Genomic DNA, 19,376 nt, shown 5'->3' on the forward strand with positions numbered 1-19,376 from the left:
TATGTTAGCTACCACCATCAATGCTATTTTTTGGCAATCAAAGTCGCACGCATGGGAGCAGGATATCCTTCGACGGTCTTAGTGGAGTCATTAGGATCCAAGAAATCTGCTAACGAATGATAAGTCATCCATTCGGTTTGTCGTTGTTCTTCAGTCGAGGTGACTGCCACATCGACGCAGCGCACATCTGAAAACCCTGCTTTCTCTAACCAGCCAATTAATGCCGCCACCGATGGCAAGAAATAGACGTTATTCATCTGCGCATAGCGATCGTGCGGTACCAGTACAGTATTGGCATCACCTTCAATCACTAACGTCTCAAGTACCAGCTCACCACCTTTGACTAACTGTCCTTTAAGCTGTTGTAAATGCTCAAACGGTGACTGGCGATGGTACAGCACTCCCATGCTAAATACAGTATCGAACAGCTGACTATGCTCAGGTAATGCTTCAAGCGGTACAGGGATATAATGCGTCCGATAGCTGCCTGTATCACTAGCATCTGCGGCACCAACGAAATGACGTATCGCCATAAACTGATGATAAAACAAGCATGACGGATCAATAATAATAACCGTATCCGCGTCAGCCCCTGCCATGCGCCAGCCATGATAACCAGAGCCACCACCCACATCCAATACGCGGCGACCATCTAATCTACTTAAATGCGGCGCAACGCGTTTCCATTTCCAATCACTATGCCACTCGGTATCAATCTTAATACCTGACTCATCATCGCCGATTTGGCCACCAATCTGAAATGGGCCTTTACGCCATGGCATCAACTGCTTTAATAGTGCCGTTGTTTGCTTGCGCTGAGACTCATTTAGATTTGCCTCAATCGTCAATGTATCGCTGTTTAGATCGACATTACTGACAGCTAAGTTTGGCAAACGAGCAACTGACGCTTGGTAGGCAGGCGCGTGCGCATAGTTGGCTTTGTCTTTTATATCACCTAGCCATGTTGGTAATTGCTTGAGCCATTCATAAGCGCTTGGCTGCTGCTGTGCCAGCTCTAGCAGGGTTAGATATAGTTCGCGTTCGGCGTTAATGATAGTCTCGTTGAGCATAAAAGCAGGTTACCGTATTGATTAAGAAATAACTGTGTTAAAAGTAAGGATTATTTAAACGCCACAATAGAAACAAAGTTCAAAAACTGAAACCATGTTAGATGACGCGCAAACCCAACATTACTCAACCGTGCATGATGCTCATCTAATGTGTCAGTAATCAGCACATTTTCTAACGCATTACGTTTGCCACTGATTTCCATTTCAGTGTAACCATTGGCACGTTTGAAGTCGTAATAACGCTCTACCAACCACGCATCATACTGCTCATCAAACGCATGGGTTTTTTCAGTCAATACCAATATGCCGCCTTCACTTAATGCCGCATAAATTTTCTCTAATACCGCGACTCTATCAGCAGCTGGCAAAAACTGTAGCGTCAAGTTCAAGATCACCATATCGCATGGCTCAAACTCAATATCGCGGATATCTGCTGTGATCACTTCGATGTCATGCTTAGGATAATTTTCACTCAGTAGCGTGGTCGCCTCGGTCGTCATCGCTGGTGATATATCAATTGCTTTAATCTGTAAGTCTTGTGGGTCGAACTCACCAGCTAGCGTCATACTGGCTGCACCCAATGAACAGCCCAAGTCATAAACACGACTAACGCGCTGACCACTATCGCTCTGCTGACGATACTTACAATGACGACGGGCGAATATAGGCAGCATAGCTAATACCTGTCCATAACCGGGTACGCTGCGGCGAATCATGTCAGGGAAACAAGCCACCACTTGTTCATCAAATGAAAAGCGTGCGGCCTTATCCAGCGGCGTGGTAAACGGTTTATCAAATAGGGTGTCATGTTTGATAGCAGGCTGGGATTGACTCATGGGACGACTCATTTTTTAGAATAGAACTGAAATTAAGAATTACTTGGTGAATTTTGCTTGGTAGTTTCGCTTGTCATTATCAGTTGATAAAGAAGTAAGATAGCAAAAGCCCATTATAACATTACTGTTTGTTACTTATCGCCTTTGGCTTGCCTGCTAAGCTGAATAAATAGTGCCAAGGGTAATGAGGCGTTTGAAAGAAGCATTGAAAAACGAGAGCATCACTACCAAATATAGCGCTTAACCCATATTTATAATAATAGGAAAAAATTATGCAAACGATCGTATTAGGTGGCGGCTGCTTCTGGTGCACTGAGTCTGTATTTTTATCGGTAAAAGGTGTGCAATCTGTCGTCTCAGGCTACATGGGCGGCGATGCTGTCTCTGCCAATTATGAAGCTGTCTGTAGTGGTACAACTGGCCATGTCGAAGTCATCAAAGTCGAATTTGATGAGTCTATCGTCCCGTTAGAAGTAATACTCGATGTCTTTTTTGCCACGCATGATCCCACCACGATGGATCGTCAAGGCAATGACGTTGGTAGTCAGTATCGCAGCGTAGTCTTTTACACCGAAGACAGTCAAAAACCGACCGTTGACCGTACCATTAATAAATTACGCGATATGGGCGTTAATGTGGTGACGGAAGTACATCCTGCCGTTGAATTCTACCAAGCAGAAGACTCACATCAAGATTTCTTCAACAGAAATCCAGGACAGGCTTATTGCAACTTTGCAATACCGCCAAAGCTTGCCAAACTGCGTAAAGAATTTAGCAAATATATGGTTAGCTAAATTGAATAAGACATTATTTATTCAAAAAGTTTCTTAGCCTAATGTTAGATACCAGCCAAACACTTATACTATAGGTGTTTGGCTTTTTATTATTTATTCCTTAGATATATCAGATAAAGATTAGAACCTTATATATACAAACTTGCAAATAGAGGATTGCAGCATGAACCCTGAGTTTTGGCAAAAACGTTGGCAAGAAGGTCGCATTGGATTCAATCAATCTACGGTCAATTCCTTGCTGATTGAATATTTCAACCGCCTCAATCTAACTGCGGGTAGCCGAATTTTCGTTCCATTGTGTGGTAAATCTATCGATATGGTTTGGCTAGCGACGCAAGGCTATGACGTAGTGGGCGTTGAGTTGGTCGAAACAGCCGTACAAGCATTTTTTGCTGAGCAAAACATCCAACCTACTGTCTATCAACAGGCAGACAATCCAACGATTAAATACTACCAAGGCCAGTTGTCGGGACAAACCATCACTTTATGGGTTGCTGATATCTTTGCACTGACCGCTAAAGATATTGGTATTATTAATGCAGTATATGATAAAGCGGCATTAATCGCCCTGCCTGCCGATATGCGTATGAGATATAGTGAGCAAGTGCGGAAACTTAGTAACGATACCAGTAAAGTTAATGATACTGACAATAAAATAACACCATACCTTCTACTCACGCTAAATTACGATCAGTGTAAAAAGAATGGACCACCCTTTTCAATTGACGATGAACAAATACAACAGTATTACGGCCAGCATTATCAAATCAGCGAACTCGCCAGCGAACCTACTTCTGTAGGATCGACACCTGAGTTGACGGTGACAGAGCATGTCTGGCTGTTAAATAATAACTAAAATGCTAAGCACAGCGATTAAGCAGCTATTAAAAAATAACGGAGCGTTCTTATGAAAATTTTAGTCAGTATGATAAGTTTAATCGCATTCTTGCTGGTTGCACTACCAGCACCGCTTTATAGATTTGGGGTTGTAGAGTTAGGCACTGCCTTTGCAGGATTTAAATTTGGACTGGTTGCTGGTATCGCAGCACTCGTACTCTTGGCGATTCAGGTTATATTTAAACGCAAAACGGTCAGCATAGCTAGCGCAGCAATAGCCGTTATATTTTCTGCGACTGCTATCGCCCTTCCACTTGGTATGATGAATACGGCCAAAAATGTACCACCTATTCACGATATTTCTACCGATTTGGTGAATCCGCCTGAGTTTGTCGCGACTGCTCCACTACGTGCAGATGCACCAAATCCCGTAGCGTACGCAGGTGCAGAAGTGGCTGAACAACAACGTATTGCCTATCCTGATTTGCAGACATTGACCTATGCTCAGTCAAAGCCTGAATTGGTTGAGGCATCTAACCAAGCCATTGAGAATTTAGGGTGGGAGCTGGTAAATGTTGATGCCGATAAAGGCATCATCGAAGCAACAGAGACGACTGCTTGGTTTGGTTTCAAAGATGATGTGATCATTCGTGTGATTGACAACGATAGCGAGCGCTTGGTTGATATTCGTAGTAAGTCACGAGTTGGACAGAGCGATTTGGGCAAAAATGCGGCGCGTATTCATAGCTTTATAGAAGAACTAGATAGTGTGCTAGCCGAATAAACAGGTTATACCTCCTAAGGATAGTCCTCGAGATAAAGTACTGTTTAACGCTTTGCATTTTCAGCTCTATGAAATCCTCTTCTAATCTCACGGCAGCGTCAATTTATCGTAACCATTTATAACCTTGGTACTGCGACAGCTTTTCTTTACTGTTTAGATTGGTTACTCTACGTTAATATCATTTTTTGCCTTTCGATAATTATTTTAACGTTTATAGGATATTTTCATGCGTTTGACTCCCTTCTCTACTTTTTCGCTGCTTAGTGTTGCTGTCGGCATCAGCCTTGCTACCACTGCTCAAGCCGCACAGCCGCCAGCACCTGATTTATCCAATAGCGAATTTCAGCAGTGTCTGGACAATTTAAAAAACTCTAGCAAGTTTAGCGGTGTTGATGGTTATACCTTTAATAAATATCGCCCAAGCCAGCCTGATCCTAGTGTCATTCAGTCACTGAATTATCAACCAGAGTTTCAAAAAGACGTCTGGGACTACTTATCAGCATTGGTAGACAAAGAGCGTGTCGAGGACGGTATCCGAGCCAAGCGTCAATGGGGATCGACGCTACGTCAAATCGAATCGCGTTATGGCGTAAAAGCTGAGCATGTGCTCGGTGTCTGGGGCGTAGAATCAAACTTTGGTCAAACACTAGGTAAAAAACCATTATTTGAGTCTTTAGCGACATTGTCTTGTTTCGATCGTCGTCAGAGCTACTTCCAAGGTGAGTACGCCAATGCGCTAAAAATCGTGCAGAACGGTGATATCGCACCAAACGATATGACAGGCTCATGGGCAGGTGCCTTTGGACAGACGCAGTTTATGCCAAGCACCTTTTTAGAATTGGCAGTAGATTTCGATGGTGACGGTCGCCGTGATTTGGTCAATAGCGTCCCTGATGCACTAGCCTCTACCGCAAACTTCTTGGACAATCGCGGCTATCGTACTGGTGAGCCTTGGGGTTATGAAGTCAAACTACCTGATGGGTTCTGGGCTGCTTCTAATCGTAAAGACAAAAAGTCAATAAGCCACTGGCGCGACCAAGGCCTGACATTGGCTAATGGCAGTCCGTTACCGTATGACTTGAGCAGTGCAGGCTTATTGTTACCCGCTGGTATAGAAGGCCCTGCTTTCTTGGTGGGCAAAAATTTCGACACTTTCTACTCTTATAACGCCTCAGAAAACTACGCACTGGCTATCGCACACTTATCAGATCTAATCACTCGCGAAGACAGCAGCAAAACAGACTTTATCACTGCGTGGCCGACAGACGATCCTGGTATCAGCCGCCAGCAGGCCAAAGATATTCAGCAAGCTTTGCTAAATGCCGGTTATGACATTGGCGGTGTAGATGGCATCATCGGAGACAATACTCGTACCGCTATCCAGCAATATCAGACTAGTCGCGGTATTTTCCCAGCTGACGGACGCGCAGGTCAAAAATTCTATCGCGCCATCGTTGGCAATGCAGCGCCGAGTCAAACTCAATACGGGCAGCCTGCAAACAGCAAACCTCTGAATCCTGCACCCGCCGATCGCATGGGACAATTAATTCAGCAGCAAACGACTGCTCCTAGTAGCTATTCATCTCAGCCATCAGTGAGCTCCTCAACTTCTAGCAATACACGTTATCGCCGCGTTACTGATGCCGATGGCACTATCAAGCTTGTTCGTATAGACCAAGGTTCATAGTAGCAAGATAGGTGATACTATTTAGACGTATCAAAAAAGCCACGCTATCGTTAGCGTGGCTTTTTTATTTATAGATAGGTATCAATAGAACTTATCTAATTGACTCAAAATACGTATCTAAACAATAGGTGGTGGCTTAGGCTGGCCATTGTCACCATTCCAATTTTCGCGAGCTTTATCGTCTAAATCGGCAGCCGTTTTTGGCTCCCACTTACCGTTTTCTTTCCAAGTCGCATCGCCCCAATCTTCATCTTCTGCTTTACTGTCTAAATCTTTGTAGGCCTTGCTAGGATCTATACCGCGACGTTTCATATCTGCTACTTGCTCTTCTAACGTATGAAACTGATCAGCATCATGCATAGACTTTTCTAGACCATCAATCTCTCTCTTTAGTTCGTCATTTTTAGCATTGCTCATCGTACGCTCTCCCTAATTATTAATATTATAGTTCTCATTCTAAAATAGTTAACGTTGTTAATACTGCTAACTAACTGACTTTATTATTACGGGTCTGAGGAAGATTCACAAGCATTGCACGTATGCTTTGTATTACAAAACGTAGTCGTGATGCCAAAATGAACGTTTTAGATAACTATTATTGAGTACGCTAGCAAATAATTACTAGTCTTGTTTATTCGTATTTGAGGTATGATTTTGCAGTAGGTTTTTTGCGTAGAAGGTAAGCTTCCATAGCTCTTGTGATACCCGCGTGCCATAAGTCATTAGTTGTATCCAATTTGCACCGACTAGCTTACGTTGCAAATTATTGATATCAGCTTGAGAGATTTGGCAGCGTGAGACAGCATGAACGTTTGGCATCTCTTTTTTGATGTCTACTTCCGCTTTAGCGGTAATCAAACGATTGATGGCATTTTGCAAGCCATAGCTCGAAAAAGTAGACGGTATTCTCATGAGGGTCATGAGTATCTCGTGCCACGAGAGGGTTAGTGATCGGGTCACGTCCGTTAGATTACCGCCCTCATAAGCTTGAGCACTATATTGAATCTCAAAAAACTCCGTTAACTCAATTGGCTCACTAACCTTATCCGATATAAAATCTTCTTCATCAGCACTGTTTTTCTCTACCTCGGTAGTACTAGGTAATATATCGACGGTCTTCTCATACACGACCTTTTTACTAGTCGTACTCTCTTCGTCGTTCGCTCTGACCCAGCCACCTATCATTTTATTGTTAGCGACTGCATTATAATGAGCCTGTACTAGCAATGGCTCAATATCTTCTTCCGTATCATAGTAATGTAGCTGATTATCTTGCTTGGTGACTAACTTAATGAACTCTTGAAGTTGTCGGCTGATAACAGCGTCTGGAGAGTGGTTTTTGACCAGCACAATTAGCGGCTTGAGCTTCGCTTTGGCATTTAGATAACTCAAATGCATTTGGCTAACGCCGTTTTTTTGCACAGTCCCGTAGCTGTCGCCAACGATCATGACTGCGTAATCACAAGAATCAATACACTGGCGCCCATAAAAAGAGGCTTTAGATAATTTGCTAGAAACATCATAGGTCAGAAATGCGCGCGCCTGAAAAAATATCGCTAAGCTGTCTAGAACCAACAACTGGTCATTGTCAGCGCATATAATATGAATATGATAGCGACGATTCGGCACAATTACCTCTAAGCGTAGGTCGTGACATAAAAAGGATAGGATGTAAAATAGAACACAAAAATCTTGTCTTGCTCAGCCTAGCATACTCTTAGCTTAAAAAGATGCACTCAATTTATTTTAACTGAGTCAGCGTTGCATACAGCGTATTGATATCACTAGCTTTGATAATAACTAGTGAGAGTAGTATTGCAATGCCATGTCTGTACCGAGTAAGCGCTCAACTAAAGCGCATAGTCTATCACTATATTTAGTGGCGTGAAAAGTTAATGGCGGTCTAGTAATAGTATTTTTATTACTGGTTTTTTGTGTCAGATTTTCTCGTTTTTCACTCATCAATGATGCAGACAAATTGTTTGCAATCAATAGCTGTTTAACCCGTTCAGCAATCGCTTGACCAGAATCAATAACTTGTATTGACAGCCGCTGCTGTGCAATCTCATCTAATAAGAATGTCTTAAAAAATGGATAATGCGTACATCCTAACACCAACTGATCGACACCTTCATCAGCAAATATTCGTACCTGTTGACGTAATCTTTCGGCTGTCTCGTCTTGTTCTGACATACCTGCTTCTACCCAAGGAACCAATTGCGGATCAAAATACTTAGTGACTACTGTGTTATTAGGTTGAGCAAAATTGACAATAACATCATTTAATAAAGTGCCATTCAAAGTCGCTCTGGTTGCTAGCACCGCTACATGACCACTCTTACTGGCCAATACCGCAGGCTTTAGTGCAGGGACAAGACCCACAATAGGTATATGTGGATAGCAGCGTCGGGCGGTATCTAGCGCATATGCTGAAGCACTGTTGCAAGCAATAACTATTAGCTTACAGCCTTGCTTATGTAACCACTCTACGGCTTTTAGTGTTAGTGCTTCAATATCTTCGCTGTCGCGATTGCCATAAGGCACATTTAGCGTATCGGCATAATATACATAACGCTCAGTAGGCAGCTGCTGTGCTAAATGCAAATAAACAGACAAACCGCCAACACCAGAATCAAACACGCCAATGGGCGCGCTACGGTTTTTATCGCTTACAACTGTGTTACCAACATGTTTATTGACATCTACTAGATCAATAGCTTTGAGACTATGGTTAACAGATATATCGACACACGGTCTGAGTTTTCCGACTGTCTGGTTTTTGATATCCATCTTTATGCTAATGCCATTATTATATTATTCATTAATCTCATTACCCCATTAAACGTGCTATATATATTGCGTGTATGGCGTTACTCTACGTCGGCTGTCTATCGACTACCTTTATACAATAATAATTTTTCAACCCAATAGATAATCAAGCGACATTATAAAATTATAGCATTCATCGGCATACAGCAATTGATAGATAGACATAATACTTACTCAGTAGGCATCGATAATGAGTAAGATTGGCCACCACTCTGTAATGTTAATATCGTATTACCATTGTCTTCTGATAACGCTCCAATTTCAGTTAGGTGATAAAAAGTATTACGCCCGATAAGCGCAGTCAATCCATTTCTAACCATCATGTAAGGGCGTACCTGTTCTGTAGATGCTAATTCCTGAGAATCTGCAACATCGTCAGCGGTACTCACTTGATTCGTTTGATCGCTTTCACTAAAGTCACTGTTATTAAAGTCGCTTTCACTAAAGTCGCTGTCATTAGAATCGCTCTTATTAGAGTTATACGCCTTTAATACGATCGGATGCTCATCGTCTAAGCGAACCACATCCCCTGTCGTCGTTGTAAACTCCAACCAACTCATATCATCTTCATGGACAATACCAACATCATTGATCAGAAGTGGTGCATCTTCAACTTGGATACGGATTTTCTGTACAGGGGTCTTTAGAAAGTACTCAGTATTGCCGTTATTTTCTTCTTTCCATAGTATCGTGGCAAACAAGCTGACCAGTGACTCACGGGTCATTTGTCCGCCTTCATGCCACCACTCTCCGTTTGCCTTGATAGTCAAATCCATATCAGTAATATCTTTAGGATGCCATTTTTCAAGTGGTGGTATCGCACGCCCTTCGCGAGTGCCTTTCGTAGACTTAATATACTGGCTTAGTGCATCCAAATTATCTAAGCTGCCTAGGCTAGAAGTCTTACTGGTCGGTGCTTCCACTATTCTCTCATGGCTGTCTTCAGTGCTATTATTATCGTTATTCATTGTTAATCCCTTTATTTAGTATTCAAAGTTTGGCTTATCTATTATTACTATAAATTTTAGTTTCAGGTATGATGAAACTTTATCGTTATAACAACCTCATTTTCTTAACATTACCTTAGCATCGATACTCATAAATGCGTATCGTGTTTGTAGGACTTTTCTTTTATAATGAGTAACGATTTTTTATTGAAATGGTCAAGTGGGTGTTGTATTGATGACACATCTTACGTTATGCGTTGATATCCTTAGATAAATTGGTATTAATCATGACGGGTCAATTGATGCCGCAAAGACAGTTTTATCGGGCAGCCATATGTCTGAGTGACGTTAGCGCCGCAAGTCTATTATTCAGTTGTTAAGCTAATGATGCCCTGAGATAAGCCACTAAAAGTTTAGGAGTAGGTATGCAAGAGCAAGACAATCAAACGCCAGTTATCGATGGTAATACTGTGAATGCTGACGCACCAGTAGCGACAGAGACCGCAACGCTAGATAAAGCAGAACCAGTCGTAGAGCCAGTTGCCGCGGAACCTGAAGTCGAACGCGAATCAATGGAGTTCGATGTCATCATCGTTGGTGGTGGACCTGCAGGTCTGTCTGCTGCCATACGTTTGCGCCAGCTCGCTATTGAAGCTGGTAATGATGAGTTTATGGTTTGTGTGGTCGAAAAAGGCTCTGAGTTTGGTGCCCATACGTTGTCTGGTGCAGTCATTGAGCCACGCGCTCTAAATGAGCTGATTCCTGACTGGAAAGAAAAAGGCGCACCGCTTAACGTGCCAGCGACAGAAGATCGTTTTTATTATTTAAACTCTGCCACACGCTCAACTAAAGTGCCTGACTCTTTGATTCCAGGTCCGATGCACAACGATGGCAACTATATTGTCTCGCTAGGTAATGTCGTTCGTTGGTTGGCCGTACAGGCAGAAGAGCTTGAAGTCATGATGTTCCCAGGCTTCCCTGCCGATGATATCTTATACAACGACGACGGTTCGGTCAGAGGTGTATTAACTGGTGATATGGGTGTGGCAGCCAATGGTGAAGCCAAGCCAAGCTTTGAGCCTGGTTATGAGCTCCTTGCCAAATACACTATTTTTGCCGAAGGTAGCCGTGGACATTTAGGCAAACGCTTAATCAGCCGTTTTGATCTAGATAAAGACTCTGATCCTCAGCATTATGGTATCGGTCTAAAAGAGCTATGGGAAGTTGAGCCTGAAAAGCATGAGCAAGGTGTTGTCATGCATGGTCTTGGCTGGCCATTGACTGAAACTGGCTCTACTGGCGGCTGGTGGTTATACTTTGATGAAAACAATCAAGTAAGCTTTGGTCTTGTGGCTGATTTGTCTTACCACAACCCTTATATGTCTCCCTTTGATGAAATGCAGCGCTTGAAAACGCACCCTGTTATCAAAAATGTTTTAGAAGGCGGTAAGCGCATCTCTTACGGCGCACGTGCGTTGACCAAAGGTGGTCTAAACTCATTACCGAAGTTCACATTTCCAGGTGGTGTGTTGGTAGGTGATGACGTTGGTTTCTTAAACCCAGCAAAAATCAAAGGCACACATACCTCGATGAAGTCAGGCATGCTCGCAGCTGAAGCTATTTTTGAGGCGTTGCAAGCTGAACGTCAGCATGATGAAGTGGTTGCTTATAGCACAATGTACAAAGAGTCATGGTTGTATCAAGATAACTATGAGTCGCGCAACTTCTCACCTGCGATTCACCGTATGGGTCTGTTCATGGGCGGCGCTTTCACCTTTATCGAGCACAACTTGCTAAAAGGTAAAATGCCATTTACTTTGCATGACAATATCCCAGATTACGATCAGTTGGAACGTGCTAACCATGCTTATCAACCAACCTATCTCAAGCCTGATGGGAAGTTGGTATTTGATAAATTGTCGTCAGTATTTATCTCTAATACCAACCATGCAGAAGATCAGCCAACGCATCTAAAACTTACTGATCCGACGGTACCTATTTCAATCAACTTACCGTTGTACGCTGAGCCGGCACGTTTATACTGCCCAGCGGGTGTATACGAAGTGGTCAAAGATGCTGAAGGTGCTAAGTTTGTCATCAATGCGCAGAACTGTGTGCATTGTAAGACCTGTGATATCAAAGACCCTTCGCAGAACATCACCTGGGTAACGCCAGAAGGTGGTGGTGGTCCTAACTATCCAAACATGTAAATCAGGATAATTCTGGTTTGAGCTAGTACAGTTAATATTATTAAAACTGTACTCCAATAAAAACCGCCCTTCTCTGCATAAGAGTCGGGCGGTTTTTTAATGCTTAGAACAAGCAACTTTTACCAATCAATGCTACTTAGTCTGTCCAAGCGTCACGGTTGGCTTCATCTCTGAGTTTTACAAAGTTATCAGGATCAAACTTAATCTGATCGCCTGTTTTACCCTCTTTTACCTGACGCTCATAGTCACGTAGTATTCTTAGCGCTACAGGAGACAAGAGCAAAATAGCCACTAAGTTGACTAAGGCCATTAGCCCCATAGATAGGTCAGCAAAGTTCCATATAGCAGGTAGGCTAGCAACCGAGCCGATAAATACCATACCTAACACTAGGAAGCGGAAAATCATAATCATCACTTTAGCGTTTTTGGCACCAGAGATAAATTCAAGATTTGACTCACCGTAGCTGTAGTTGGCGATGATAGACGTAAATGAGAAGAAGAAAATCGCAATCGCCACGAACACCACACCTAGGTCACCCACATACTGTGATAAGGCTAACTGAGTTAACTGAATACCTTCTTGCTCGACATTAGGGTCGACCACACCAGACAAGATAATAATCGACGCCGTCGCGGTACAAATGATAAGGGTGTCCATAAATACGCCTAGCATTTGCATGAAACCTTGCACTGCTGGGTGATCAGGATGACTCTTTGCCGTTGCTGCAGCATTCGGTGCTGAACCCATACCTGCTTCGTTAGAAAACAAACCACGTTTGATACCGTTAATCATCGCCTGCGCAATACCATAACCGATGACACCGCCTGCCGCCTGCTCAAAGCCAAATGCTGATTTTACAATCAATGCGATCGCCGCTGGGAACTGGCTAAAATTAGTCACGATAATGAATAGCGCTAGCAAGATGTACAAGATGGCCATCACTGGTACGATTTTACCCGCGATACGAGCTACTGAGCGCAAACCACCGAATACCACTGGCGCTACCAGTACTACCAGTACCAAACCTGTCATCCACGTTGGCACACCAAAGGCTTCATTGGTCGCTTGAGCGATGGTGTTGGATTGTACGCCATTGAATGCCAAACCAAAGGCCACTAACAAACATAATGAGAAAAACACAGCGAGCCAGCGTTTGCCTAGGCCTTTTTCAATATAATAAGCAGGGCCACCGCGGTACACATTATCGTTGTGCGGTACTTTGTAGGCCTGTGCTAAGGTTGACTCTATAAAGCTGGTCGACATACCGACCAGTGCCGTCATCCACATCCAGAATACAGCACCTGGGCCACCCAAATAGATCGCGATTGCCACACCTGCCAAGTTACCAGTACCAACACGCGCGGCCAGCGACGTCATCAATGCTTCAAATGAGCTAATACCACCGTCTTTGCGTCCTTGGTTGGACACGCGTAGCAACTTCCACATATGACCAAAATGACGGAACTGAATAAAACGTGTCACGATGGTGAAGTAGAGACCCGCACCAATTAGTAAGAACATCAGTAATCCATACCAAGGGTTACTAGCAATCAGCCAGTCATTGTTACCCCAGATAATACCGACACCATAATTTACGATGTTATTAAACCAACCTACTATCCCTTCGTTCATATGGGCTCCTTATTCATTCTTTATACGCGTTACTTAAATTTCATATCGATATCATATTTTGATTGCCATGGTCTATATAAGACTCTGCGCAAAATATCTGATACCAAAAAGACACGTGCATGATATAGATATTGAGCGACATGCGACCATCACGTTTACTTATCAACTTCATATAATTATTTTTAAAATAAATGATGCTTATGTTTCATCTTATATAGAATAAATTAAGTGATAATTTAATCGCACAAATTACACGGTTGCCGTACCGTTTCCGTAACGTCGGGTTTTTCAATGAAGGCTAAGCAAACTAATTTTTAGTAATTTAATTATTGTTCATGCGCAGTAGTTTGCAATTATTTATATTAAACCGTGCTAATATGAATTCTATATCCGTTTAGACTGTTTTATGGTTATCGAAGCTATCAAGCAGTACAATAGGTTAGCGTGTTAAAAAGATTAAAACTCTTGTCAGGAAGACGAGATTGTTAAAAAGACACTGGATAGTCCACCCTTCTGTCTTCCTCAAGAAACGTTATTTTTGCCATTCGATGGTTTAGGTCAATACGATGCTTAAATAGTCAACTACTTTTATTTGAAGTAGAGAACTATCGAGCATTAAACGTACTATCACGCATCATCGTTTTCACTATATAAAGCAGTACCTTACTATTTTTTATACTTTTCGTAGTAAGAAATAATCGCAGTTCTTTTTATATGGTTGATATTTTTTAGGTAAGACAAAAGGAGTTGTCCTATGGAAAACCACAACGATCCATCTGGATATTGGCGCGCCAATATTCGTCTCATTCTCGGCAGCTTGGTTGTTTGGGCGCTATGCTCATATGGCTTTGGTATCTTGTTTCGTCCATTGTTAGCTGGTATCAAAATCGGTGGTACTGATCTGGGCTTTTGGTTTGCTCAGCAAGGATCCATTGGTATATTTATCATCCTAATTTTCTTTTACGCTTGGCGTATGAATAAGTTAGATAAACAATATGGCGTAGACGAGGAATAGCCCCATGAGTCAATTTGTAATTAATCTTATTTTTGTGGGTCTATCCTTCGCTCTCTATTTCGGTATCGCGATTTGGGCTCGTGCTGGTTCAACCAGTGAATTTTATGTTGCTGGTGGTGGTGTCCATCCGGTCGTTAACGGTATGGCAACAGCTGCTGACTGGATGAGTGCGGCGTCATTTATCTCAATGGCAGGTCTTATTGCTGCTAGTGGTTATGGCGCTTCTACCTATTTGATGGGTTGGACTGGCGGTTACGTTCTGCTAGCGATGCTTTTAGCGCCTTATTTACGTAAGTTCGGTAAGTTCACGGTTCCTGATTTTATCGGCGATCGTTTTTACTCAAAAACGGCTGCTATGATTGCTGTGGTCTGTTTGATTACCGCATCGACCACTTACGTTATCGGTCAGATGACCGGTGCTGGTGTTGCATTCTCGCGCTTCTTAGAAGTTGAGAGCAGTACTGGTCTTATCATTGCGGCTATTGTTGTCTTCTTCTATGCCGTACTTGGTGGTATGAAAGGGATTACCTATACGCAGGTTGCACAGTATGTGGTTCTGATGATTGCCTATACTATTCCTGCTGTCTTTATTTCACTTGAGTTGACAGGTAACCCGATTCCAGGCCTTGGTTTGTTCTCAAACCATGTCGAATCAGGTGTCCCTATTTTGACTAAGCTTAACCAAGTTGTGACTGACTTAGGATTTGCCTCTTATACGGCTGATGTTCCTAACAAGCTAAACATGGTGCTATTTACCTTGACGCTAATGATCGGTACAGCAGGTCTACCACACGTTATCATTCGTTTTTTCACTGTACCTAAAGTGGCTGATGCACGTTGGACAGCAGGTTGGACACTGGTATTTATCTCGCTACTATACTTTACTGCTCCAGCAGTAGGTGCTATGGCTCGTCTAAACCTAATTGACACCGTTTACCCACAAGGGGTTGCAGAAGCGCCTCTAGAATATGATCAACGTCCAGACTGGATGATGACATGGGAAGAAACAGGTCTTATCAAGTATAACGATCTAAACAATGATGGTCGTATTCAGTTGTACAGTGATAGTGGGTTAGGTGCTGCTCAGATCGCCCTTAATACTGCTCAAACTGACGGTGGCGATGTTGCTGCAGCAACTGCAGCGGTAGAAACCGCTCGTATTGCACATGATGCAGAGCTTGATGGTCGTTTTGCTAACGCTGGATGGGCAGGTAACGAGCTTGATGTTAACGCTGATATCTTAGTTCTAGCGAATCCAGAAATTGCACAGCTTCCACCATGGGTTATTGGTCTGATTGCTGCAGGTGGTTTGGCAGCAGCACTATCAACCGCTGCAGGCCTACTGCTTGCAATTTCATCAGCCATCAGTCATGACTTGATCAAACGTAACTTAAACCCAAATATCACTGATAAACAAGAGCTAAAATATGCTCGTATCACTATGGGTGTGGCGATTGTAGTAGCAACTTACTTAGGTATGAATCCGCCAGGGTTTGCCGCACAGGTCGTAGCACTGGCCTTCGGTATTGCTGCCTCTTCATTGTTCCCCGTGTTAATGATGGGTATTTTCTCTAAACGCATCAACAATCTTGGCGCTATTGCAGGTATGTTGACTGGTTTAATAGTCGTTCTTGTCTATATCTTTATGTTCAAAGGTTGGTTCTTCATCAGTGGTACAGCGAACTTCCCTGATACTGAAGAGTACTGGTTATTTGGTATCTCACCACTATCATTTGGTGCAGTTGGTGCATTGCTTAACTTCATCGTAGCATTCGCTGTATCTTATGCTACTGCGCCACCACCAGCACATATTCAAGAGCTGGTTGAGAGCGTACGTTCTCCACGTGGCGCTGGCGGTGCAGTCGACCACTAAGCTCACAACTGAGGATATATCTTCTGTTACTATATATCACTCACAGGCAGTAGCTGCTTGTGGGTGATTTTTTTATCCTATAGCTATAATAACTAAATTTTAGATTTTTACTTTATCTAATAGGTTCAATTAGACACATCTAACGCATTAAGGAATATTTTATGCTTTTTGAGTTTATCGCTACCATCGCTGCCGCATTTGGTATGGCTGGACTAGCACTTATCATAACTCACCTCAGCAAACTGGCAGGCAAACGTGCACCTAAATGGCTGATTCCCTTATTTGCTGCTATTGGGATGTTTGCATTTCAGATAAACCAGGAATACAGCTGGTATGGTCAACAAGTGCGAGATCTGCCAGAAGGCGTAGAAGTTGTCAAAACAGCAGAAAGCACGGAATGGTTCCGTCCATGGTCTTATGCTAAACCACAAATATTACGTTTTATCGCTGCCGATACTGGAAATGCTAGTGTGCAAGTAGACAACCCAAATATATATTTATTCAATTTATATTTATTTGAAAGACGCAGAAGTGTAGAGAAAGTTCCACAAGTTATCGATTGCAGTGTTCCTGCGCGTGCAGATTACGTTATACCAGAAAAAGACAGCACGCTCACGGTGGATGAACATGTTAAACAGACCACTGCATGGCGAGAGCTGACTACAGATGATCCTTTATTTATCGAAATCTGTACTGATACAAACGTCTAATCCAATAACGCTTAGTACAACGATGCTGGTTTATTAAACACTGATAGTACTTCGCTTTTAATAGCGTTGAGAAGCGGCTGAATAAGTATGCTTTGAATTAGCTCCTAGCAATAGCCCAGCGCACAAACCACCAAAATGTGCCGCAAATGAGATACCTTGTTGCGGCATCAATCCTTGCTTAATGGTCAGCCAATAGCCAGTCCCCATAACAATACAAGCAATCAGATAACCCCAGCGCCGCGCAAATATAGCCCCGCCTATCATATAACCTAACATTGCAAAGCAAAGCCCTGATGCGCCAATATGGATAGAAGATGGCGACCCGATAACCCAAGTGACCAGTCCTGAGGCGACCACCAGTTTAATCACCGTGCGATAAGCATTCTTCTCAAACAGTCCAAACAAAAATAAAATCTGTAATAGCGTCACCGTATTACCAGTCAAATGCGACAAATTGCCATGCATGGTCCATGAAGCAAATACCCCTATCATACTACCTACATCTAAAGCACGCGGTACAATACCAAAGATATTCCACATACCAAATAAGACCACTTCATTTAGAAAAAACATGCCCCACATCGGTATAAGCACAAAAGCATAAAGTCCAATGACCTGCTTTATTCGTACGACAATTAAGTGAAGCAACTGCTGCCAATTCATATACCATCCTATCCTTATTACCTAGGTTTTTTATACCTACTTAATGGTTTACAGCAAACAATGGATGCACAGCAGGTTTGAATGATAACAAAGATGCATCCTCATCAGCAGTCAAATAGTTGTCACCATGCAATAATGACGTCGAATGATAAGGAACCAAGGCCGTAGGAATAAAGCGACGTGCTGCGTCGATATGCTTGATGGAATCATCAAAGAAGATATGCGGCGCAAATGTTCTGAGTACCGCTGTTTTCTCTAATCCTCCCAAAAAAAACGCCATATCAACATTCACGCCCCATTCTCGCAACGTCTTGATAGCACGCAAGTCAGCTGGTGCATTACGCGCCGTCACCAGCGCAATTTTTATTGGCGAGTATTTTAAACCAGCAGGCAGGCGCTCTTGCAGATTTGACAATTTAATCAACAATTCAGCATAAGGGCCTTTTTCAATCGGTAAATCACGCATTTGTACTTCACGGTCATGAAAGGCTCGCAGTCCTTTTTGTTTATATAGCAGTTCACCTGAATCATCAAAAAGCACTGCATCCCCATCAAAGGCAATACGCAGCTGCTCAGTGTCCAACTCATAAGTATTGACAGGCGTGGCGTCTAGTATGGCACAGGCACAGATATTAGCATCCGCCACTTGCTGAGCATCCTCGCGATTGGTGGTCAAGAACAGATCAACGTTGAAATCTTTGATATAAGGCGCTACTGGGCTACCTGAAACAAAAGCCGAACGGGAGATATTAATATCATGTTCTAGAATTGCATTAAGTACCTGAATACCAGTGTCTGGACTACTTTTTGAGACGATAACGACTTCGACCAATGGTGTTTCAATGTCTGAATCTTGTCCATCGCTATTATCAGAATACTTATTTAGGTTTAGTAACGCTTTGATCAACGGATAACCTGCACCAATATTCAAGGGATCATTTTCACGTTCGGTCATGTACTCCCTAAACTCTTTTATAGCACTTGTAGGTCGTTGCTCTAGCAGCTCTAGCAAATAGTTTTCCGATTCAGTCAAATCAAAAAGTGCCGTCGCAGAAATTGCGACGATAAGCGTATTACTAAAATCGACAGCCATGACTATCTCTACTTATAAAGTTATATAGGAAAATGAATGAAAACCAGTTTACTACACTCACATGCCTTTATAACATTAAGAAAAGTTATCACCATGCAGCGTCATAGATTGTGAGTTTGTAAAACTGCCCTCTCTTAATTCTTAGTCAAAATATCAGTCAATAAAAAAGCCACACTGCTTTATTAGCAATATGGCTTCATACAATAACGTTATAAGCTATGGTTTAGATTCAGTTTATATTCCGCCTACCCGAGCAACACAAGCGAGATGGCAGGGAACATCACTAAGATAACCAAACGGATTACATCAGAGACAATGAATGGTGCCACCCCGCGGAACATATCACTCAGCTTAATGTGCGGTGCCATCGCCTTAATCACAAAGATATTCATCCC

The 19,376-nt window shown here is 42.7% G+C and carries 17 protein-coding genes; 8 read left to right on the forward strand and 9 right to left on the reverse strand.

Annotated features, from left to right (window positions below; all coding sequences use genetic code 11):
* Window positions 1–23: 23 nt before the first annotated feature.
* Together cmoB and cmoA are read right to left on the reverse strand one after the other, a co-directional pair.
* On the reverse strand, window positions 24–1,070 hold the full coding sequence (cmoB, locus tag Q0788_RS13490) for a tRNA 5-methoxyuridine(34)/uridine 5-oxyacetic acid(34) synthase CmoB (protein WP_298811536.1): 1,047 nt from the start codon (window positions 1,068–1,070) through the stop codon (window positions 24–26).
* Between the two features lie 50 nt (window positions 1,071–1,120).
* The gene (cmoA, locus tag Q0788_RS13495) at window positions 1,121–1,918 is read right to left on the reverse strand and encodes a carboxy-S-adenosyl-L-methionine synthase CmoA (RefSeq protein WP_298811537.1); all 798 of its coding nucleotides are present in this window, start codon (window positions 1,916–1,918) and stop codon (window positions 1,121–1,123) included.
* 260 nt (window positions 1,919–2,178) lie between these two features.
* Here cmoA and msrA point away from each other — a divergent pair, with 260 nt between their 5' ends.
* The 4 genes from msrA to Q0788_RS13515 all read left to right on the forward strand — a co-directional run bounded on the left by msrA (window position 2,179) and on the right by Q0788_RS13515 (window position 6,008).
* Window positions 2,179–2,700 carry a peptide-methionine (S)-S-oxide reductase MsrA gene (gene msrA / locus Q0788_RS13500; RefSeq protein WP_057761837.1) on the forward strand — a complete coding sequence of 174 codons (522 nt, stop codon included), beginning with the start codon at window positions 2,179–2,181 and terminating at the stop codon, window positions 2,698–2,700.
* A 163-nt stretch (window positions 2,701–2,863) separates the two neighbouring features.
* A complete protein-coding gene (gene tmpT, locus Q0788_RS13505; RefSeq protein ID WP_298811538.1) occupies window positions 2,864–3,556 on the forward strand; it encodes a thiopurine S-methyltransferase in 693 nt (230 codons plus the stop codon).
* Between the two features lie 51 nt (window positions 3,557–3,607).
* Complete coding sequence (locus tag Q0788_RS13510; protein WP_298811540.1) at window positions 3,608–4,321, forward strand: DUF1499 domain-containing protein; 714 nt, start codon at window positions 3,608–3,610, stop codon at window positions 4,319–4,321.
* Window positions 4,322–4,547: 226 nt separating this feature from the next.
* Window positions 4,548–6,008 (forward strand): lytic murein transglycosylase, encoded by a 1,461-nt coding sequence (locus Q0788_RS13515; protein ID WP_298811542.1) that lies wholly within the window; start codon window positions 4,548–4,550, stop codon window positions 6,006–6,008.
* A 117-nt stretch (window positions 6,009–6,125) separates the two neighbouring features.
* On the opposite strand, the gene Q0788_RS13520 is transcribed toward Q0788_RS13515, so the two are convergent.
* From Q0788_RS13520 to Q0788_RS13535, 4 genes are all read right to left on the reverse strand, one after another.
* Window positions 6,126–6,425: a hypothetical protein gene (locus tag Q0788_RS13520; protein WP_057761845.1), complete on the reverse strand. Its 300-nt coding sequence runs from the start codon at window positions 6,423–6,425 to the stop codon at window positions 6,126–6,128.
* Between the two features lie 204 nt (window positions 6,426–6,629).
* Window positions 6,630–7,637, reverse strand: coding sequence for a DUF4062 domain-containing protein (locus Q0788_RS13525; protein ID WP_298811544.1), 1,008 nt, complete (start codon window positions 7,635–7,637; stop codon window positions 6,630–6,632).
* Between the two features lie 171 nt (window positions 7,638–7,808).
* Window positions 7,809–8,798, reverse strand: a complete 990-nt coding sequence (murI, locus tag Q0788_RS13530) for a glutamate racemase (protein ID WP_298811547.1) — start codon at window positions 8,796–8,798, stop codon at window positions 7,809–7,811.
* A 209-nt stretch (window positions 8,799–9,007) separates the two neighbouring features.
* Window positions 9,008–9,805 carry a DUF1285 domain-containing protein gene (locus Q0788_RS13535; RefSeq protein WP_298811549.1) on the reverse strand — a complete coding sequence of 266 codons (798 nt, stop codon included), beginning with the start codon at window positions 9,803–9,805 and terminating at the stop codon, window positions 9,008–9,010.
* Window positions 9,806–10,356: 551 nt separating this feature from the next.
* Between Q0788_RS13535 and Q0788_RS13540 the strand changes: the two genes are divergently transcribed.
* Window positions 10,357–11,994, forward strand: coding sequence for an electron transfer flavoprotein-ubiquinone oxidoreductase (locus tag Q0788_RS13540; RefSeq protein ID WP_298811562.1), 1,638 nt, complete (start codon window positions 10,357–10,359; stop codon window positions 11,992–11,994).
* A 136-nt stretch (window positions 11,995–12,130) separates the two neighbouring features.
* On the opposite strand, the gene Q0788_RS13545 is transcribed toward Q0788_RS13540, so the two are convergent.
* The gene (locus Q0788_RS13545; protein ID WP_201569605.1) at window positions 12,131–13,627 is read right to left on the reverse strand and encodes a sodium:alanine symporter family protein; all 1,497 of its coding nucleotides are present in this window, start codon (window positions 13,625–13,627) and stop codon (window positions 12,131–12,133) included.
* Window positions 13,628–14,381: 754 nt separating this feature from the next.
* Between Q0788_RS13545 and Q0788_RS13550 the strand changes: the two genes are divergently transcribed.
* The 3 genes from Q0788_RS13550 to Q0788_RS13560 all read left to right on the forward strand — a co-directional run bounded on the left by Q0788_RS13550 (window position 14,382) and on the right by Q0788_RS13560 (window position 17,225).
* Complete coding sequence (locus Q0788_RS13550; protein WP_101205298.1) at window positions 14,382–14,642, forward strand: DUF4212 domain-containing protein; 261 nt, start codon at window positions 14,382–14,384, stop codon at window positions 14,640–14,642.
* 4 nt (window positions 14,643–14,646) lie between these two features.
* Window positions 14,647–16,515, forward strand: a complete 1,869-nt coding sequence (locus Q0788_RS13555; RefSeq protein ID WP_101205297.1) for a sodium:solute symporter family protein — start codon at window positions 14,647–14,649, stop codon at window positions 16,513–16,515.
* A gap of 161 nt (window positions 16,516–16,676) precedes the next feature.
* The gene (locus tag Q0788_RS13560; protein ID WP_298811557.1) at window positions 16,677–17,225 is read left to right on the forward strand and encodes a hypothetical protein; all 549 of its coding nucleotides are present in this window, start codon (window positions 16,677–16,679) and stop codon (window positions 17,223–17,225) included.
* 57 nt (window positions 17,226–17,282) lie between these two features.
* Here Q0788_RS13560 and Q0788_RS13565 read toward each other — a convergent pair whose 3' ends face one another.
* On the reverse strand, window positions 17,283–17,888 hold the full coding sequence (locus Q0788_RS13565) for a rhomboid family intramembrane serine protease (protein ID WP_298811558.1): 606 nt from the start codon (window positions 17,886–17,888) through the stop codon (window positions 17,283–17,285).
* 40 nt (window positions 17,889–17,928) lie between these two features.
* Window positions 17,929–18,981 (reverse strand): 5'-nucleotidase, encoded by a 1,053-nt coding sequence (locus Q0788_RS13570; protein ID WP_298811560.1) that lies wholly within the window; start codon window positions 18,979–18,981, stop codon window positions 17,929–17,931.
* Window positions 18,982–19,376 lie beyond the last annotated feature (395 nt).

This window comes from uncultured Psychrobacter sp., from assembly GCF_947500265.1.
In the GTDB taxonomy this organism is placed as follows: Bacteria; Pseudomonadota; Gammaproteobacteria; order Pseudomonadales; family Moraxellaceae; genus Psychrobacter.

What these genes read in the sequence shown, in the direction of transcription:
- Q0788_RS13545 (WP_201569605.1), bottom strand. Translation starts at nt 13,627, where the DNA reads ATGAACGAAGGGATAGTAGGTTGGTTTAATAACATCGTAAATTATGGT.
- Q0788_RS13560 (WP_298811557.1), top strand. Translation starts at nt 16,677, where the DNA reads ATGCTTTTTGAGTTTATCGCTACCATCGCTGCCGCATTTGGTATGGCT.
- Q0788_RS13540 (WP_298811562.1), top strand. Translation starts at nt 10,357, where the DNA reads ATGGAGTTCGATGTCATCATCGTTGGTGGTGGACCTGCAGGTCTGTCT.
- Q0788_RS13550 (WP_101205298.1), top strand. Translation starts at nt 14,382, where the DNA reads ATGGAAAACCACAACGATCCATCTGGATATTGGCGCGCCAATATTCGT.
- tmpT (WP_298811538.1), top strand. Translation starts at nt 2,864, where the DNA reads ATGAACCCTGAGTTTTGGCAAAAACGTTGGCAAGAAGGTCGCATTGGA.
- murI (WP_298811547.1), bottom strand. Translation starts at nt 8,798, where the DNA reads ATGGATATCAAAAACCAGACAGTCGGAAAACTCAGACCGTGTGTCGAT.
- Q0788_RS13570 (WP_298811560.1), bottom strand. Translation starts at nt 18,981, where the DNA reads ATGGCTGTCGATTTTAGTAATACGCTTATCGTCGCAATTTCTGCGACG.
- msrA (WP_057761837.1), top strand. Translation starts at nt 2,179, where the DNA reads ATGCAAACGATCGTATTAGGTGGCGGCTGCTTCTGGTGCACTGAGTCT.
- Q0788_RS13535 (WP_298811549.1), bottom strand. Translation starts at nt 9,805, where the DNA reads ATGAATAACGATAATAATAGCACTGAAGACAGCCATGAGAGAATAGTG.
- cmoA (WP_298811537.1), bottom strand. Translation starts at nt 1,918, where the DNA reads ATGAGTCGTCCCATGAGTCAATCCCAGCCTGCTATCAAACATGACACC.
- cmoB (WP_298811536.1), bottom strand. Translation starts at nt 1,070, where the DNA reads ATGCTCAACGAGACTATCATTAACGCCGAACGCGAACTATATCTAACC.
- Q0788_RS13520 (WP_057761845.1), bottom strand. Translation starts at nt 6,425, where the DNA reads ATGAGCAATGCTAAAAATGACGAACTAAAGAGAGAGATTGATGGTCTA.
- Q0788_RS13555 (WP_101205297.1), top strand. Translation starts at nt 14,647, where the DNA reads ATGAGTCAATTTGTAATTAATCTTATTTTTGTGGGTCTATCCTTCGCT.
- Q0788_RS13565 (WP_298811558.1), bottom strand. Translation starts at nt 17,888, where the DNA reads ATGAATTGGCAGCAGTTGCTTCACTTAATTGTCGTACGAATAAAGCAG.
- Q0788_RS13510 (WP_298811540.1), top strand. Translation starts at nt 3,608, where the DNA reads ATGAAAATTTTAGTCAGTATGATAAGTTTAATCGCATTCTTGCTGGTT.
- Q0788_RS13515 (WP_298811542.1), top strand. Translation starts at nt 4,548, where the DNA reads ATGCGTTTGACTCCCTTCTCTACTTTTTCGCTGCTTAGTGTTGCTGTC.